The organism is Curtobacterium sp. MCJR17_055 (assembly GCF_003224335.1).
Lineage (GTDB): Bacteria > Actinomycetota > Actinomycetes > Actinomycetales > Microbacteriaceae > Curtobacterium.
Genome location: NZ_QKLF01000005.1, coordinates 123,968 through 142,140, shown reverse-complemented (window position 1 = coordinate 142,140; position 18,173 = coordinate 123,968). Strand labels below are relative to the sequence as shown.

The window sequence follows — 18,173 nt, the reverse complement described above, 5'->3', positions numbered from 1 at the left end:
ATCGCGCTGGTCGCCACGATAGGCGATGGAGATGCGGAGTCCTGTGAGTGCTCAGGAAGGACGGAGCATGTCGCTCGGCTCAGGCCGACGGCGAGCGGCGGTCATGCCGGACGGCACGGCGACGGGCGGCGGCGGCGGACAACGCGATCGCGGCTCCGGTGATCCACAGGCCGAGCGTCAGGAGTGCGCGGCCGACGCCGGCGCCGTCGAAGTAGCTGGCCGCCGTCACCGCCCCGAACGCCGCTCCGGGCGGCAGTGCGCCACCGACGGCGGACAGGAACGGCGGCAGGAGGTGTGTGCTCACCGTCGCGCCGCTGGTCGCGTTGCCGAGGGTGGTGAACACGAGCGTGGACACGACGACGCCCATCGGGCCGAGGAGGGCGGTGATGGCCAGGGTCGACAGCGAGACGGCCACCGCGAGCAGCGCCAGCACGCCGACGACGACAGCGGGGGCCGCGGGGACGGCGCCGGCGACCGGTCCGGCGATGACGGCCACGACGACGGCCGCGGCGATGCTCCCGATGACGGTGACCGCTACGCGCACCCGCAGGCCGGCCAGGGTGCCGAGGGAGTTCATGATCTGGGCGAGGACGAAGGCGGCGAGCGTGGTGCCGAACACGAGGTAGAAGCCCGCGATGCCCTGCCCGTCCCCGGTCACGAGCGGGACGAGGTCCTGGGTGCGGGTCACCGGGACGCCGCCGGCCCGGGCGACACCGCTCAGCATGGCCGTCGCCGCACCGGTCGCGCTCCGCCCGTCCGCGCCGGCGACGGCGAGCGTCGATCCGCCGGCAGCGGGGACGAGCGCGGCGACGACGTCGTGTGAGCGGACGAGGGCGCGAGCGGCGGCTGCGGAGTCGACCGGACGGACGTCGGCGGAGTCACCGAGCGCCGTCGAGGCCGCGTCGGCGAGCTGTGCGCCGACGACCGCGACCGGCAGGTGGTGCGGCACGGGGGCCTTCTGCAGTCCGATGTAGAGGCCGGCGAACGCACCGGCGATGGCCATCGCGACGAGCACCTGTACGACGAGGACCGGGAGGACCCGGCGGAGCGGCGGGAGCGAGGGAACGGAGGAGCGTTGGTTAGTAATCGATTCATTACTCATGGAATCGGATGATACCCTCGGGGCATGACGACGGCAAGGGGTCCGGTCCCCAGGGCAGCGGAGCGCATGGCGGGCAGTCAGCGGCGGGAGGCGACCCTGGCCGCCGCGGCCGCCGTGTTCGCCCGCGAGGGGTACCACGGGGCGACCACCGAGCGGATCGCGAAGGCCGCCGGGATCAGCCAGCCCTACGTCGTCCGGATGTTCGGGTCGAAGGAGAACCTGTTCCTCGCGGTCATCGACGGCTGTCTCGAAGCGGTCCTCGACACGTTCCGTGCGGCGCTGGACGACGGGCAACCGGGCACGGTCGAGTCCCGACTCGGCGAGGCGTACCGGACGCTCGCGACCGAGGACGGCGTCCACCTCATCGTGATGCAGTCGTACATGCTCGGTGCGGACCCCGTGATCGGGCCGGTCGCGCGGGAGGGGTTCACGCGGATCCTCCGGTTCCTCGTCGACGACGCCCACCTCACGCCGTCGGCCGCCGAGACGTTCCTCGCCAAGGGGATGCTCATCAACACGTTGCTCGGCATGCGGCTGCACGAGCACGACGACGAGGATGCCCGTCGGTTCGTGGCGTCGGTCATCGGTCCGGGTCCCGGAGGACCCGGGCTGACCGAGGTCTGACGCCGCCTGCCGGGGCCCCGGGCCGGTCGGCGGCCCAGGGCCCGCCGGGTCACCGCTCGGCGGCGCTCGTGGCGCGGGTCACGCGGTCCACGAGCACGGCGATCGCGTCCCCGGCGCTCGGACGCTGCTCGTTCTCCTCGCGGAGCCGACGGGCCGCGGCGGCATGGCGCGACCCGGCGAGCACCGCGTGCACCGCCGGCCCGACGGCAGCGGGCTCGTCGACCACCACGGCGACGTCGGCCGCGGCAGCACGCTCGGCGTTGATGAACTGGTCGGCGCCCTGGGGGAGCAGCACCATCGGGACGCCGACACTCGCGGCCGCGAGCACCGTACCCGCTCCCGCAGCGCTCACCACGACGTCGACGCCGTCCAGCAGCTCTCGCATCGGCCGGAACGGCACGTGGTGGACGTGGTCGGTGTCCTCGAGGTGGTCCCCGATCACGCCGACCGTCGCGAGGACGTCCGCCTCGTCAGGGTGGAGGCCGTCGATGATCGCCGTCAGGAGTGCGGCGTCCCCGAACACCGTCCCGAGCGTGACGAGCACGCGCGGCCGCTCGGACGCCGGGAACGGCGGCAGCGGAGTGGTGTCGCCCGGACGGCTGTGCGGCTCCGCCCGGAACGGGACGGTCAGGGGGTGCTGCGTCCACCCGGACGCCTGCAGGGACGCCGGCGTCGGGTCGAGCAGCGCCACCGGGGGTGACGGCACCAGGCCCCGGCCCGCGTACCGGGGGAGCACGAGCTCCGTCATCGGACGTCGGAACGCATCGGGCACCTCCGGTCCGAACGCGACGACGGCGTACGGGACGCCGAGCGTCGCCGCGACGAGCGGTCCCACCAGGTCGACCGCGTCGGCCACGACGACGTCCGGACCCCACGTCCTCGCTTCGCGGACGGCGTCGTCGACGGTGAGGTCGACCCGCGTCCCGGCGAAGAACTCGGCGACGGCCGCGGGTTCCGGTCGGTTCGCCGGGTCGCTGCCGGGGAGGCGCCGGGCCACCTCCGCGAACAGCTCGGGAGGCATGGGGCCCGCTGCCAGGACCGGTACCCCGGGCAGTTCGGCGGCGAGGGCGTCCCGCATGCCGCCGCTGGTGAGGACGGCGACGTCGTGCCCCGCCGTCGCGGCGGCGCGGACGAGGGGGACGAGGGGGAGCAGGTGTCCGAGTGCGGGGACACCGGAGAAGAGGATGCGCATGGTGCGTCCTTCCAGGGTTCGTGGGTTCGTGGGGATCGGGAGGGTGCGCCGGCCGGGCGGGCACGGCGGAGCAGCCTGTCCGGCCGGGAGGCCCGACACGGCCGTGGTGGACCGGGTTCAGTCCGCGGCGAGGACGAGCGGGATGCTGCGGTGGCGCCCGACGACGAGCGGGAGCGTGCTGGCGGCCACCATCAGGACGAGGCTCACCAGCGTGGCCGGGCCGGCCACACCCAGTCCGACGTCGGGCGACGTGCCGGGGACGGTGACCCCGAGGGCGATCGCCTGCGCGACGCCGCTCACCACCAGGACGACAGCCGACACGAGCACCGCGGTCCCGACGAGGACGACCGACTCCCAGGCGGCCCGGGCCAGGACGACCGACCGGGACCCGCCCGCGGCCTCGACGAGCGCGGCCTCCTGCTCACGGGTCCGCCCGGCCATGAGCACGGTCGCGGCGGCTCCGGACAGCGAGACGAGCAGCGGTCCGCCGAGCATGAGGAGGAGGCTCTGCGGATCGAGTCCGGGTCCGTCCCCGCCGGTGGACCGCCGGACGGCGTCGGCGGTGGTCGCGAACCCGCCCGTGATGCTGGCCGGGAGCGCGATCGTGAGGACGAGGGCACCGACCGTCGCGCTGCTCCGGCCGACCGCGGAGGCCGCGGCGTTCCGGGCCAGGAACCACGACGCCGACCAGTGCGCCGGCAGGACGGCGGTCCAGGCGCGCAGCACGACCGGGAACAGCGTCGGCCCGACGGCGACGGCGGCTGCGGTGAGGAACGGCCCGATGAGCAGGACCGAGGTGGACGCACGCACTCCACCGGCTGCGAGGCTCGACGTCAGCAGGGCGGCGAGCACGACGGCGACGCCCGCGAGCGTCCACCGTCCCCAGCTCGTCCGACCCGCCGCTGCGTCAGGGTCGCGGAGGACTTCGACGGGGCGGACCCGACCGGCGCGACGGGACGACCGGAGACTGCTGAGGACGACGACCGCCGTCACGGCGACGACGACGGCGACCCCGCCGACGACGTCGAAGCGCTCGTCGAGGTCGCGGAGCCCGTCCGAGGCCGAGAGCCCGAGGTGCAGGACGGCCGGCGCGACGGGCGCGACGACGAGGCACCCGAGGGTGCTCCCGACGATGGCGACCACGCCGAGCTGGATCCGGACGACGACCGTGACGGTCCGGGACGGGACGCCCGCTAGCTGCCAGAGCGCGTACCCCCGGCGCTGCAGGTCGATCGTCAGTCGGGTCACGCTGCCGAGCACCGCGGCCACCGCGACGACCGTGAGCACCACGACCAGCGTCGCCAGGGTGCCCAGGCCGGCTGCGCGCAGCAGGTCGAGTTCGTCACCCGAGGCGATCAGCGCGATCCCGGTCTCGACCATGGCCGCCGCGACCGCCAGGGCCACGGCCGTCGCCGCGCTGACGACCAGCGCCCCGACCCAGATCCCGGCGTTGTACCGGAGGTCGCTGAGGACGAGTCGGAGCATCGTCACGCCTCCTGGGCAGCGGCGGTGAGCGCGTCGAGGACCTGCCCCGCGCTCGGACGGACGAGTTCCCGGTGGATCGAGCCGTCCCGCAGCACGAGCACCCGGTCCGCGCGGGCGGCGGCCTCGAGGTCGTGCGTCACCATCACGACCGCGCGGTCGCCGGACGCCACCTGCCGCAGGAGCCCGAGCACCGCGTCACCGGCCGTGGTGTCGAGCGCGCCGGTGGGCTCGTCGGCGAAGACGACCTCCGGGCGGGACGCCAGGACCCGGGCGATCGCGACCCGCTGCTGCTGCCCGCCGGACAGGCTCCCCGGACGGTGGTCCCCACGGTCGGCGAGCCCGACCGATGCCAGTGCCGCGTCGACCTCGGCGGTGGAGACCGCACGGTGCGCGAGGCTGGCGGGGAGTGCGATGTTCTGCCGGGCCGTCAGCGAGGGGATGAGGTTGAACGACTGGAAGACGAAGCCGACGGTGGAGCGGCGCAGGGTCTGCAGTTGCTTCGGTCGCAGGGTCCCGAGTCGCTGCCCGGTGATGGACACCGACCCGCTGTCGTAGGGCTCGAGGGCGGACAGGCAGTAGAGGAGCGTCGACTTGCCGGAGCCGCTCGGCCCGACGATCGCGACGAACTCGCCCGGCAGCACGGCGAGGGAGACACCGCGCAACACCTCGACCCGACCCTGGTCCGGGCCGGGGAACGACTTGATGAGGTCCTCTGCATGGAGGAGTGGTTCGGTCATGGCGTCAGTCCACCTCGGTCTGGTCGTCCGGTCACGGGTGCAGGCACGAGACGGAGGGTGGAGCGCGCTCCACCTCCACGGGCAGCTCCGTGTCCTTCGCCCCGGGCCGTCCGACGAGCGTCGCAGGCGCACCGCCCTGTCGGCATCCGTCGACTGACGTAGGCGAGCCGGTCGGGCCTAGTCGGCGTGTCCGGTCGCGGCGAGCGCCTCCGCGAGTCCGGCGCGGCTGCTGACACCGAGCTTCGGGAAGACCTTGTACAGGTGGGTGCTCACCGTGCGGTGCGACAGGTAGATCCGGTCCGCGATCTCGCGGTTCGACATCCCCGCTGCCGCCAGCCGGGCGATCTGCAGCTCTTGCGGGGTGAGCGGGGCGCTCGCCGACGGCGCGCCGGAGGTGCCGTTGGGTGGGGCCTCACCGGCGGCGCGGAGTTCCGCGGCGGCCCGTGCGGCGAACCCGGCGGTGCCCGCGGCGACGAACTCGGCGAGCGCCTCCCGGAGGTGGGTGCGGGCCTCCACGACGCGGCGTTCCCGTCGGAGCCACTCGCCGAAGAGCAGGCGTGTGCGCGCGAGCTCGACGGGGGACTCGCTCAGCTGGCCCGCCTCGACGGCCCGGACGAACCAGGACTCGGCACGGTCCGCCGGAGCGAGCAGCGCCCGGCTGCGGAGCACGAGGGCGGTGAGGTGCGCGGACCGGAAGGTGCTCGCCACGGCCTCGGCCTGGGCGAGTGTCTCGGTCACCGACTCCGGCCGACCGCCGTGCACGGCGGCCTCGGTGCGGTCCGCGATGGCCCAGAGCGAGCGTGTCGGGTGCACCGTCATGTGCGTGAACTCGATCTGCGCGTCCCGGTACCGGTGCTGCCCGAGCGCGACGAGGCCTGCCGCCCAGCGTGCGTCGGCACTGGCGAGCGCGAGCCGTCCGCCCAGGGAGCGGGCCGAGCCGTCCCGGAGCGCCTGCGCGGCGGCCTCGGCGTCGCCGAGCAGGGCGTGCGCCCGCGCGAGCGTTCCGTACGCCATCCCGGCGACGAGGGGGAGGTGGCTCTCGCTGGCCATCCGGACGGCGTACTCGGCGTCGGCGACTGCATCGCGGATCCGCCCGCGGAGCAGGAGGACCGTGGCGCGCCCGCGGAGGGCCTGGGCCTCGTCGGCCACCGCGCCGAGCTCGTGCGCGCGCTCGTAGGCGAGTTCCCAGCACGTCAGCGCGGTCTCGAGGTCCTGCAGGGACTCGGCGGCGATCGCGAGGGAGGCCATGCCGAGGGGCGAGTCGGTGAGCTGTGGGACGAGGTGCGGGAGGTCCGCCCGGGCCGCGGGAGCCGTCCCGAACGGGTTGAGCAGGGCGAGTGCGACCGGCTTCAGCGGACTCGAGGAGGACAGGCTGCGCAGCTGTGTCTCGATCGCGTGCCACTCCGCGCGGGGCAGGTTCCGCCCGCGGACGCTCAGTGCCCAGACCCAGAGGACCTCCACGAGCCGGTCGGTGTGCTCGGCGCCGCCCAGCACGGACCGGACGCGGTCCGTCTCGATGCGGCCAGCGACGGGTGACCCCGTGGTGAGGCTGAGGACGGTGCGGGTCACGGCGGTGGCGGTCACGGTGTCCGGGTCGCCGGCCAGGGCGTCCACCTGCTCGAGGAGCTCGATCGCCTCGTTCGTCATGCCGGCGGCCCGCGCGGTCTCCGCGGCACGTCCGAGCCGACGGGCCCGCCCGACGTCCCCCTGCGACAGGGTGGCCGCGCGTTCGTACGCGCGGACCGCCTCCGGCCGTGCGCCGCGCTGCTCGGCGCGTCGGGCGACCGTCTCGAGGTCGGCGGCGATGGTCTCGTCGCGCTCGAACGTGGCGGAGGCGCGGTGCCATGCGGCTCGGGTCTCGTCGCGGGCGACCGACGCGAGCGCGCGGTGCGCGGCGGCGAGTTCCGCGGCGGTCGCGCTCCCGAGGACGGCGGACCGGAGGAGCGGGTGCCGGAAGTGCAGGGCGGCCAGGTCCGTCCGGAGGAGTCCGCGGACCTCGAGCGGCCCGAGGTCGGCCAGCCCGAGGTCCATGGTCCGCGCCGCCGCCATGACGTCCTGGAGCACGGCATCGTCGGCGGCCGCCGCGAGGACCAACAGTGCCCGGCTGCCGGCCGGGACGGCGGAGAGCTGGTCGAGGAACGCCTGCTCGAGCCGACGGGTGGTCGGGAGCCGGGTGGCGAGGGAGGTCCCGGCGGCGCCGGTGGCGGCGAGCGCGGCCGGGAGCTCGCGGAGGGCCAGCGGGTTGCCGCCGGCCTCGGCGAGGATGCGCCGACGCGCGGTCTCGGACAGTCCGCCGGCGCGCTCGGCGAGGAGGGCCTCCGCGGCGTCCTCCGGCAGGGGGCCGAGCTCGAGGCGGGCCGCGGAGCAGGGGAGGGTACCGGTGGGTTCGTGCCCGGTGCGTGCGGTCGCGATGACCACGATCGGCGCGTTCGAGAGCCGCAGCCCGATGAAGTCGAGCACCTCGGCGCTCGAGCGGTCCACCCAGTGCAGGTCCTCGACGCGGACGAGGACCGGTCGGTGCGCCGCGGCCTCCTCGAGCAGGCCGAGGGCCGCGGTGCTCACGAGGAGGCGGTCCGGCACGGGGCCGTCCTCGACGGCGAGGGCGGTGAGCAGGGCGGCGCGCTGCCGTCCCGGCAGGGCGTCGGCGTACGGGATCAGGGGGTGGAGCAACTCGTGCAGACCGTCGAACCCGACGGCGTTCGACCCCTGGACGCCCGTGCACCGGAGGACGCGGTGTCCGGCATGGCGGGCGTGTGCCTCGACCGCGGCGACGAGGGCGGTCTTGCCCACGCCGGCTTCGCCCTCGACGAGTACGGCGGTGCCGCCTCCGCCCGACCGGTCGAGCAGGGCGGTCAGGGCGGCGAGCTCCTCGTCGCGACCGAGGAGCGGGCGCTGGTCGTCCGTGCGGAGGCGCAGGACGCCGTCGTCCGTCCCGCCCTGGAGGCTCGCAGCGAGTCCGTCTGCACCCATCGTCGGTCCTCCCCGCCGGTTTGCGTGATCTTTCACTCAAACGTACGGGGTGCGGTCCCGGTGGGCAAGCCGAGCGGTCGCTACGGGTGGTCCGCCGGCCGCGGGAGGGTGCCGTGGTCGATGACGGTCTCGTACACCCGCTCGAGGACGTCGGCGAAGCCCGGCAACTCCGCGCTGTCGAGCCCGCTGAAGAACATCTGCTTGACGAGTTCCGTGTGGGCGGGCGTCGCGTCGCGCAGGGCCTGCCAGCCGTCGTCCGTCAGCGCGACCGCGGTGCTCCGTCGGTCCTGTTCCCAGCGGCGGAGCTCGAGGAGGCCGCGCTCGGCGAGGCGCTTCGTGTGGTGGGAGGCACGGCTCCGCTCCCAGCCGATGCGCGTCGCGAGGGCGGTCATCGTCATCTCACCGCCGGGCTCGCTCGTGAGGGCGACCAGGACGTCGTAGTCGGCGAGCGAGATGTCGCTGTCCGCGCGGAGCTGCCGGTTCATCTCGTACCGGAGCCGGAGTTGCAGCTTCATCCAGGCGTACCAGACCCGGATCTGCTCGTCGGTGAGGAACGCGTACGGCGACTCCGGGGGCACCTCGCCGTGGGCTGCCATCGTCCGTCACCTCCCGTCGCCCGACCGCCGGACGCCCGACCATCATGGCAGGGCGTCCGGCGGGGACTGGTCCGACCGTCAGGCGGGCGGTGCGCTCGTCAGCAGGGTGTACACCTTCGCGATGACGTCGCCCTCGATGAAGCAGATGTCCATCCCGGACACGACCGGCGGCTGGCCGTCGGGGCCGAAGTGCCAGGCGAGGTACCCCATGCCGTGGTTCTCGTACACGGGGCCGGCAGGCGAGAAGACGAAGCCGGGGGCCTCGTCGAGCAGCCGCTGGGCCTTGGCGTGCAGGGCCTCGTGCCCGACGACGACCTCGTCGGGGTCGAGGAAGGCGACGTCGGGTGCGTAGGTGCGCGCGATCGCCTGCCGTCGGCGCTCGGGGTCGCGTTCGCCGAACACGTCGAACAGGTTGGCGTGCATGAGGGACTCGAGGGGTTGGGACACAGCGGGCTCCGGACGGGTCGTGGGTGGTCGGGGATCAGGGGTGGGACGGTGCGCGGTCGGTCCAGTCGAACACCAGGTGTCGGACCGCGATCGCCCAGGCGCCGTCCACGCGGACGAAGCGGTCGAGGTAGCGGATCGACATCGTCAGGAGGGTCCGCTGCTCGCCCTCGTGCAGGACGTGGAAGGCGACGCAGTACGTCTCGCCCTCGGCTTCGTCGGCGCCGGTGAAGCGGATGGTCGACTGGCCGGTGAGGTAGGTCGTCACGTCGTACTGCTCGACGAGGCCGGCGAACGTCTCCTCGAGGCGTTCCCGCCCGCGGATCGTGTCGACCGGGTCGGAGGTCGACGGGTCGCCCTGGAAGAGGACGACGACGCCGTCGTCGGTGAACACGGACGCCTCGAGACGGGCGTCGCGGCGGTCGGCGCCGCGGGCGTAGGTCGCCAGCAGGGTCCGGATCTCCTCGCGGGCGACGAGGGTCTCGAGTGTCTCGGTCACGGCTGCTCCTCGGTGGTCGTGTTCGTGGTCCCGGTCGTGGTCCCGGTCGTGGTCGTGCGGACGGACGGACGGACGGACGGGCGCGGTGGGTCGGGTCTGGGACACCACCGCGCCCGCGGCCGTCAGGCCAGGGCCGCGCGCAGGGAGGCGGTGGCCAGCAGGAGCGCGTGCTTCGCGGCCTCGGTGTCGTGCAGCGAGTTGACCATCACGAAGTCGTGCGTGATGCCGCCGAAGCGGGCGTTCGTCGCCTTGACCCCTGCCTCACGCAAGCGTGCTGCGAAGGCCTCGCCTTCGTCGCGGAGCACGTCGGCCTCTGCCGTGATCACGAGCGTCTCGGGCAGCGTCGCGAGGGTCTCGAGCGGCGCGCGCAGCGGCGACACCGTCGGGAGTGCGCGGACCGTCTCGTCGGTCGTGTACTGGTCCCAGTACCACTGCATGCCGGCGCGGGTGAGGAAGTAGCCCTCGGCGAACTCCTGGTACGAGCCGGTGTCGAACGCGGCGTCGGTCACCGGGTAGAACGCCACGAGCTTGACGAACTCGACGTCCCCGCGCTCGGCGGCGAGCAGCGAGAGTGCGATCGCCATGTTGCCGCCGACGGAGTCGCCGGAGACGGCGAAGCGGGACGCGTCGAGGCCCTTGTCGCTGCCCTCGCGGACGACCCACTGCGCCGCTGCGTACGACTGCTCGAGGGCGACCGGGTGGCCGGCCTCCGGCGACCGGTCGTACTCGGGGAAGACGACGGCGGCGTTCGACCCGATCGCCAGGTCACGGACCAGCCGGTCGTGGGTGTGGGCGTCACCGAACACCCAGCCGGCGCCGTGCACGTAGAGGATGACGGGCAGGTTCGCCGTCGTGCCGGCCGGCTTCACGAGGCGGATCCGCACGGTGCCGGTCGGGCCGCCCTCGATCTCGAGCCACTCCTCGTCGACGTCGGGCTTGAAGATCGGGGTGTCCTGGACCGCGTCGACGGCCTTCCGGCCCTCCGCCGGCGGCAGCTCGTTGAGGAAGGGCGGGGTGGACGTCGCGTCGACGAACTCCTGCGCGGCGGGCTCGAGGGCGATGCCCTTCGGGTTTCCGGCCATGGTGTTGCTCCTTGTCGGGGTGTCGGTGGGATGGGTGGGGCGGTCCCCACGTTCGCAGCAGGGCCGACGGTGCGGCATCCGTCAGCTGACGTATCCGCTCAGAGCACGCTCGTGCCGAGCTCCCAGAGGCGGTCGGCGTTCCCCCGGTCGAGGGCGTACCGGGCGACACCGCGGTCGTGACCCGTGCCGTCGTCGAGCACCGGGGCCTCCTGGTTGTCCTCGAAGTACCGCCCGGTCACGCCGGACACGGTCGGCGAGGCGACGAGCAGCGTCGAGGTCGCGGCCCCCTGCGCCGGGGTCTTGTAGAACGGTTGCTCGATGCGGTTGCCCGCCTCGTCCATCGCGCCCATGGCGCGCAGGGTGTCGTCGTCGAGGTGCCGTTGCAGCCCGGTCGTGATCCACCCCGGCATCAGGCTGTTCGCGACGACGCCGTCCGCCGCCCACCGTTCGGCGACGCCCACGGCGAGCAGGACGTCGGCCGTCTTCGACTGCGCGTACGCCGCCCACCGGTCGTAGGGACGCTCGTCGAACTGGGGGTCCTCGAAGTGGAACGGCGACCGCAGATGGGCGGTGGAACTCACCGTGACGACGCGTCCGTCGCCGGCCTCGACGACGGCGTCGCGGAGCCCGAGGAGGAGCGCGAGGTGTCCGAGGTGGTTCGTCGCGAGCTGCAGCTCCCACCCGACGGCGGAGAGCTGTCGATCGGGCAGCGCCATCACGCCGGCGTTCGCGACGACCCCGTGGAGCGCACCGACCCCGTCGTCGGCCCAGGCGTCGGTGAACCGGCGGACCGAGGCGAGGTCGGCGAGGTCGAGCGGGCGCGCGTGGACCCGGTCCGCCGTCCGACCCGTGCGCTCGAGCGTGGCGGTGGCCCGGACGGGGTCGCGGACGCCCACGACGACCTCGGCGCCGGCACCCGCGAGGGCGAGCGCGGTCTCGGCGCCGATGCCGGACCCGCCGCCCGTGACGAGGTACCGCCGGCCGTGCAGGTCGACGTCGGCGAGGACGTCGGCTGCGGTGGCCGACGCCGGGAAGGGGGTGCTGAGCAGCTCGGTCACGATGGTCGTCCCTCCCCGTCAGGACCGACGTGCCGCAGCGAGCGCCGCGGTCATGCCGTCGCGGTCGTGTCGGACGCCGTACGCGGGCTGGTCGCGTTCGTACCGCCACCCCTCGCTGAGGGGCCCGACGTCGACGACGTCGAACCCGAAGCGGTCGAGCAGACCGGCCACGACCGCCTTGGCGTCGGCGTCGTCGCCCGCGACCGTCAGCGCCCGACGGCCAGGGGTGCCGGCCGGGGAACCGTCGGTGGTGACGTCGGCGGCGCCGAGGTTGTTGAGCGCCTTGACGACGGAGGCGCCGGGGAGCGCGCGTTGCAGCAGCTCGGAGGTCGTGGGGTGCGGGTCCCGCTCGAGCTCGGCGACCGTGCCGGAGTACTCGGGGTAGTAGTTGCCGGTGTCGACGACGACCTTGCCCGCGAAGGCGTCCGCGGGCAGCGCCGCGTAGCCGGTGACCGGGATCGCGACGACGACCACGTCGCCGGCCCTCGCCGCGTCGGCCACCGACGCGGCGCCGGCGAGCGGGGCGAGCTCGGCGATGAGCGTCTCGAGCGTCTCAGGACCGCGCGAGTTCGCGATGACGACGTCCAGGCCGGTCTCGGTGGCGCGTCGGGCGATGTGCGAGCCGACGTTGCCGGCGCCGACGATGCCGAGGGTCTGGACGGGGGTGGGGCTGGCCATGCGGGTGCTCCTGACGTGGTGGGTGCCGTGGTCCCTCCAGGTTCCGCGGTCCTGCCCGGCCGGGGCATCCGTCGGACGACGTAACCGCGCCGCGGTCGGACCGTCGCGACACGACTGCCCGACCGCGGCACGGCGTGCGCCCTGCGATCCGGTCCTGGCCTACCGGATCTCGAAGTCGTACACCGAGTAGCCGTACGGCGTCGCGCGCTCGACGCCGTGCAGGCGGACGTACCGCCACGAGCCGTGCAGGTCGAGCCGGTCGGTCCCGCCGTCACCGTCCGTCTCGGTCGCGAGCGTCGTCCACCCGTCGTCCGTCGCGTTCCGCGCTTCGATGCGGTAGGCGCGGCCGAACGCGTCCTCCCACCGCACGACGGCTCCGTGCAGCTCGTGCTCCGCGCCGAGGTCGACCGCGAGCCACTGGTCGTCGGTGTGCCCGCTCGCCCAGCGGGAGCCGGCGTCCCCGTCGACGGCGTTGCGGGCGGGGACGCCGTCACCTTCGTCGGCCGAGGACGACACGGCCGCACGGTGTGCGAGGTCGGGGGTCGGGGCGCCCTCGGTCGAGAACACGCGGAGGGCCCACAGGGAGACGCCGTACGCCGTGTGGCGGCGGTCGGCGAGCAGGCGGACGTACCGCGCGGACACGTCCTCGAACGGGTGGGCCGCCGTGCCGCCGCTGCCGTGCTGCTCGCCGGCGACCGTCCGCCACTCGTCGTGCGGGTCGTCCCGGACCTGGATGCGGTAGGCCTCGGCCGAGGCGGCCTCCCAGTCGACCTGGACCTGGTCGACGGGCACGACGGCGCCGAGGTCGACGGCGATCCACTGGTCGTCACGGGCGGCGCTGGACCACCGCGTGGCCCCGTCCCCGTCCACCGCGTTGCGGCCGGCGAGGTCTCCGCGCTCGTCGGAGGACGTGGTCACCGGCTTGCCGATCGCGACGTCCCGCGACGGGCCGGGCAGGACCGCTCCGTCGTCGTCGGCGTGCTCGTCGAGGGTGGTCACCGCCGCCTGTGCGGAGGCCCGTCCGACGGTGGCGGTGACGGTCGCGGTGGCACCGCCGTCACGTCCGGCGGTCACGACGCCGTCGCCGTCGACGCTGCCCGTGCCGACGTCGTCCCCGCCCGCGACGGACCACGCCGGTCGGTCCGTGGCGAGGAGGCCGCCGTACCCGTCACGGTCGAAGCCGTACGCCCGGAGCCGGACGGTGTCGGCGGGACGGACGGTCGCCGACCGCGGTGCCAGGAGCACGTCCTCGACCTCGACGGCGGAGGCAGCCGGGGTGCCGGACACGTGCACCTCCCAGATCGAGTAGCCGTACCCGGTCAGCCGCTGCGTCATGTGCAGGCGGACGAACCGGGCACTCGTGCCGACCGCGACGGTGTCGGCGTCCGCGGTGGTCTTCTCGACCGTGCGGACGTCCCGCCAGTCGTCGTCCGCGGCGTCCTTCACCTGGACGACGTACTGCTCGGCGGCGGCGGCCTCCCAGTCGACCCGCACGGTGGTGACGTCGGTCATGCGCCCGAGGTCGATCGTGTAGTCGACGTCGTCGACCCCGTGCGCGCTCTCCCAGCGGGTGCTGCGGTCGCCGTCGACGGCCTTGCCGGCGGTGTTGCCGCCGTCCGACGAACTCGCGGTGACGTCGGCTCCGGCTGCGGCGTCCGGGATCGTCGTGACGGACGCCACGACGGCGGCGCCCTCGACGCCTGCGCCGGTGGCGACGACGTACCCGGAGCCGGCGGCGGTCGTCGTCACGGTGCCGTCGGCGGCGACCGTGCCGGACCCGGTGTAGGTCCAGCTGACGTCACCGGGCAGCGCGGCGGGGTCGCCGTACTGGTCGTGGCCGGCGGCGCGGAACCGCTGCGGCGTGCCGACGACGAGCCGCTCGGTGCCGGGGGTGACGTCGATCCCGGTGAGGACCGGTGCCGGGGCGACGCGGAAGGCGACCGATCCGTGCACGTCGCCGACGGTCGCGGTGACGGTCGCCCGGTCCGACCGCTCGCCGGCGCGGAGGACGCCGGAGTCGCTGATCGTGCCGGCGTCGGTGGACCAGGTGACGTCGTCGAGGTCGACGGTCGCGCCGTACTGGTCGCGGCCGGTCGCCGTGAACGTGGTGGTCGTCCCCGGGACGACGGTCTTCGGGTCGCCGTCGGCGTGCACCTCGATCTCGGCCAGGTGGGCGTCGAGGTGCGAGGTGATCTGCGTCTGCGCGGGGACAGCGATCTGCCCGATGACCTCGGTGCCGTCGTACACGTCGTACGTGTGCTGCACGGTGTCGGGGTTGTCGAGCACGTAGCTGATCGTCCCGTCGGCCGCGCGGAACACCTGGCTGAGCGGGTCGGAGGTGTGCCGGTCGGTGACCTCGGTGCCGACGGTGCGGTTCGACATGGCCTGGTGGTAGACGAGTCCGGCCATCGACTGTCCGGTCACGGCCGGGTCCTCGGCGTCCCACAGTGCGGCATGGACGTCGGCGTAGGTGTCCGGGTCGTACTGGCCGAGGAAGCCGAGGACGACGTTGCCGAGCGCGTCACCCATGCCGCTGAAGACCCGCGCGGCGTGCGCGGTGTCCGGCCCGGGGGTGTGGTCGGTCAGGTCGACGCCGTACAACCCGTCGATGGTGGCGGTGTCGGCGCGGAAATCGTCGACGAGGAACGGCATGAGCGGCGACGGCACCGGCCAGTCCTCCGGCAGACGGTCGGCGGTGCGTCCGTCGAGCTGGGCGGGGACGAGCGACGCCGGGAGCGTCTCCGGGGTCCAGTACCGGTCCGGGAACACCACCCGTCCGTCGTCGTCGACCGAGACCAGCAGCGTGTCGGTGGCCTGGACGTACAGGGGGTTCGCGGCGGTGCGCTGGGTGACGTACCCGGGGTGGTTCGTCTCGACGCTGCGGATCGCCTCCTGCAGTTCACCGATCGCAGCCGGGCGGTCGCGGCTGATCGTCGCGTCTCCGTAGGTCCCGACACCCCACCACTTCTTCGTGAGCATCTGGATCCGGCCGGCGTTGCCGTCGGTGACCCCGGCCTGGCCGAGCGCCCGGGGTCGGGCCGCCATCATCTCCCGCATCAGCGCCTTCGAGAAGTCGGGGTCCCACCCGAAGTAGTCGAACCAGGGTGCGGTCGGCATCCACTGGATCCCGGAGATCCAGGCCGGGTCGCCGGAGAAGTACGTGGCGTGGGCCTGGCCGGAGTCGAACAGGATCCCGGCCTGTCCGTGCCGGTACGCGTCAGGGAACGCGCCGTTGCCGTCGTACGAGGCCGAGGCGGGGTTGCCGCGGACGTTCTGCCAGTAGTCGCGGACGGCGGCCCGTTCGGTGACGTACTGCATCGCGCCGGTGGCCTGCATGTCCTCGTCGCCGAGGACGCTGCCGAGCAGGAACAGGCCGGCTTCGGACTGGATCGCCTCGGAGGACGACTCCTGGTTGTTGCCGCCCGGGGAGGACACCCCGCCCGCGTTGGACCGGCCCTCCCAGACGCCGAAGGTGCGCAGGTGCGGGAAGCGGGCGTCGTCACGGTCCCAGTTCGCGTACTGCTTGACCACGAGGGTCGCCATGCCCTCGTACCGGTCCGCCCAGGCGGGGTCGACGCGGCCGAGGAGGGCCGTCGCGACGGCGAAGTAGCCGTAGTGGAAGTGGTTGTCGTTGAACTGCGCGGAGCCGTACGAGTCGGCGAACCCGATGAGGGCCTTCCACGTCGGGTACATGGCGAAGAAGTGCTCCTTCTCGCCGTCCGTGTACGTGTACCAGTCGGTCAGGGCCGTCTCGAGCGTGTCCTGCAGCTTCCGGGCGTCCTCGGTGGCGCCGATCTGCCGGGCGATGGTCATGTACTCGGCGAGTTGCAGGACGTCCTTGCCGCCCCAGTACGTGTCGCCGCCGTAGGTGGTCTTCGCGGCGTAGTCGTGCAGGTACCGCCGCATGACGTCCTCGGAGTACGGGTCGTCCCCGATGGCCTCCGGCTTGCTGCCGATCGGCGTGATGCCCGTGAACCGGTAGTCGAGCGTCCACCCGTCGTGCCCGACCGTCGTCTTCATCGTGCCGCGCGGGGTCGCGTAGGTGGCGCCGGTGAAGCGCAGGTTCGTGGTGGCGTCGGCGTACTGGTGCTGCAGCCAACCCTGCACGGTGTCGTGGTCGTCGCCCTGGAGGGTCTCGGTGTCGACGGACCACTGCTGCCGGACGTTCGCGGCAGCGGGGTCGTAGGAGTACGTCATGGTCGTGTTGCGCGGCACGGCGAACGCGGTCCGGTGCAGGTCGTCCAGCGTGAGCCCGGCCTCGGGGACCGCGCTGAGGACCAGGTACGGCGTGCCGGAGGAGGCCTCGAGCGCGTTGCCGGTCCGGGTGAAGGTGGTGCGGTCGGGAGCGTGCACGCCGAAGACGTGCCCGTCCTGGCGGATCTCGAAGCGGTCCGTCGTCACCGGCAGCGTGAGGGGCCGTCCGTCGCCGTCGGTGACCTCGGCTCCGTCCTGCAGGGTGATGCGCGGCGTCATGCCGTGGAACTCGAACCACTCGTACGGCGAGCCCTGCATGCTCGTGACGTCCATGTACTGGCCGCCGGGGCCGTCCTGCGGCATGCGCCAGCTGACGTTCCAGTCGCCCCAGCGGAGCGCGTCGGCCTGCTCCGCGGAGAACGTCGTGGAGAACCGCTCGGCCAGGCCCTCCGGCGCGTCGGTGAGCAGGACCTGGTCGACGAGGACGTGGGCCCACCCGGCACGGAGGTCGTCGACGACGCGCACCTGCGCGGAGCGGCCCTGGAAGCGGGAGACGTCCCAGCTGTCCCACCGCAGCTGCTCGCTGTCGGTCCCGGTGCTGCTCGCCACGACGTCGCCGTCGACGAGCAGCTGCACGGCTTCGTGGTCGGGGTGGTTCCCGCCGCCGACGAGGAACGCGAGCGTGGACCGGTCGATCGTGAAGGACGGGGAGGTGAGCGTCCCGGTCGCGCCGTCGCCGTCGGCGTCGGTGAACGAGTCGAGGAACCGGTCACCGAGCCACCCGGCGACCTCGCTCTGCCCGGTGGCCGTGCCCGACGCGGTCCGGTCGAACGCGTTGCCCGTGGCGGTCCAGCCCTCGGGCAGGCCGTCCTCGAAGTCGGCGAGCACCCGGTCGGAGGCATCCGGGGTCGGCTCGACGGTCCCGCCGACCGTGACCGGCGCCTCGAGGCGCATCGCCGTGCCGTCGCTGTTCCAGCGCGTCGGGATGGTGACCTTCGTCCCGGCGGCGCTGTTCGACGAGACGAACGGGTACGCCCACATGTCGCCGGAGTACCTGCTGACGAGCAGGTCGGTCCACCACTGGTTCGTCGGGACCGGCTTGCCCGCCTGCGACGGGTCGATGTACAGCCGCTGGTCGAGCGTCTTCTGCACGTCGGCGCTGTCCGTGATGCTCGCCGGCGGGGTCGGGGCGTAGGACCCGTCACCGACCCGCACACCGTCGGCGGCCGGACCGACCGCCGGGGTCCCGGCGTCCTGCTCGCCGACGGCCGCGGTCACGCCGGCCGGAGACCGCGGGACGTCCACGGTGGCGGTGGCGGCCGCAGCGGGAGGGCCGACGAGCGCGAGCAGGGTGACCGCGGTCAGGGCGGAGGCGGTGACGGCGAGGACGGACCTCGTGCGGACGGCGGGACGCGGTGAGCTCACCGGGGACTCCTGTCGGAGGGGCGGGCCGGACACGGCGGACTCCGCGGTGCTCGGCTGGGGCTGTGGTGCGGGACCTGCACCCGGACT

12 protein-coding genes and 1 pseudogene are annotated in these 18,173 nt (G+C 73.8%); 1 reads left to right on the top strand and 12 read right to left on the bottom strand.

Annotation, left to right across the window (positions count from 1 at the left end; genetic code table 11):
• Positions 1 to 79: 79 nt before the first annotated feature.
• A complete protein-coding gene (locus tag DEJ16_RS12530; RefSeq protein ID WP_146232879.1) occupies positions 80 to 1,102 on the bottom strand; it encodes a hypothetical protein in 1,023 nt (340 codons plus the stop codon).
• 24 nt (positions 1,103 to 1,126) lie between these two features.
• Between DEJ16_RS12530 and DEJ16_RS12525 the strand changes: the two genes are divergently transcribed.
• Positions 1,127 to 1,726: a TetR/AcrR family transcriptional regulator gene (locus DEJ16_RS12525; protein ID WP_110825382.1), complete on the top strand. Its 600-nt coding sequence runs from the start codon at positions 1,127 to 1,129 to the stop codon at positions 1,724 to 1,726.
• Positions 1,727 to 1,775: 49 nt separating this feature from the next.
• Here the strand turns inward: DEJ16_RS12525 and DEJ16_RS12520 are convergent, their stop codons facing one another.
• The 11 genes and pseudogenes from DEJ16_RS12520 to DEJ16_RS12470 all read right to left on the bottom strand — a co-directional run bounded on the left by DEJ16_RS12520 (position 1,776) and on the right by DEJ16_RS12470 (position 18,086).
• Positions 1,776 to 2,918, bottom strand: a complete 1,143-nt coding sequence (locus tag DEJ16_RS12520) for a glycosyltransferase (protein WP_110825383.1) — start codon at positions 2,916 to 2,918, stop codon at positions 1,776 to 1,778.
• Positions 2,919 to 3,035: 117 nt separating this feature from the next.
• Positions 3,036 to 4,409 carry an FtsX-like permease family protein gene (locus DEJ16_RS12515; RefSeq protein ID WP_110902000.1) on the bottom strand — a complete coding sequence of 458 codons (1,374 nt, stop codon included), beginning with the start codon at positions 4,407 to 4,409 and terminating at the stop codon, positions 3,036 to 3,038.
• Complete coding sequence (locus tag DEJ16_RS12510; protein WP_110825385.1) at positions 4,406 to 5,140, bottom strand: ABC transporter ATP-binding protein; 735 nt, start codon at positions 5,138 to 5,140, stop codon at positions 4,406 to 4,408. Before DEJ16_RS12510 ends, DEJ16_RS12515 begins: the two co-directional genes overlap by 4 nt.
• A gap of 177 nt (positions 5,141 to 5,317) precedes the next feature.
• Entirely contained in the window at positions 5,318 to 8,110 is a 2,793-nt protein-coding gene (locus DEJ16_RS12505) for a LuxR family transcriptional regulator (protein ID WP_110825386.1), read from the bottom strand.
• Between the two features lie 80 nt (positions 8,111 to 8,190).
• Positions 8,191 to 8,706, bottom strand: a complete 516-nt coding sequence (locus tag DEJ16_RS12500) for a MarR family winged helix-turn-helix transcriptional regulator (RefSeq protein WP_110825387.1) — start codon at positions 8,704 to 8,706, stop codon at positions 8,191 to 8,193.
• 78 nt (positions 8,707 to 8,784) lie between these two features.
• A complete protein-coding gene (locus DEJ16_RS12495; RefSeq protein WP_258365965.1) occupies positions 8,785 to 9,153 on the bottom strand; it encodes a nuclear transport factor 2 family protein in 369 nt (122 codons plus the stop codon).
• A gap of 34 nt (positions 9,154 to 9,187) precedes the next feature.
• Positions 9,188 to 9,649, bottom strand: coding sequence for a nuclear transport factor 2 family protein (locus tag DEJ16_RS12490; protein WP_181419583.1), 462 nt, complete (start codon positions 9,647 to 9,649; stop codon positions 9,188 to 9,190).
• Between the two features lie 122 nt (positions 9,650 to 9,771).
• On the bottom strand, positions 9,772 to 10,731 hold the full coding sequence (locus tag DEJ16_RS12485) for an alpha/beta hydrolase (RefSeq protein WP_110825389.1): 960 nt from the start codon (positions 10,729 to 10,731) through the stop codon (positions 9,772 to 9,774).
• A gap of 98 nt (positions 10,732 to 10,829) precedes the next feature.
• Positions 10,830 to 11,789: an SDR family NAD(P)-dependent oxidoreductase gene (locus DEJ16_RS12480; RefSeq protein WP_110825390.1), complete on the bottom strand. Its 960-nt coding sequence runs from the start codon at positions 11,787 to 11,789 to the stop codon at positions 10,830 to 10,832.
• 18 nt (positions 11,790 to 11,807) lie between these two features.
• A pseudogene (locus DEJ16_RS12475) lies at positions 11,808 to 12,536 on the bottom strand (NADPH-dependent F420 reductase); the annotation flags it as partial.
• A 90-nt stretch (positions 12,537 to 12,626) separates the two neighbouring features.
• Complete coding sequence (locus DEJ16_RS12470; protein WP_110858056.1) at positions 12,627 to 18,086, bottom strand: discoidin domain-containing protein; 5,460 nt, start codon at positions 18,084 to 18,086, stop codon at positions 12,627 to 12,629.
• Between the last annotated feature and the right edge of the window lie 87 nt (positions 18,087 to 18,173).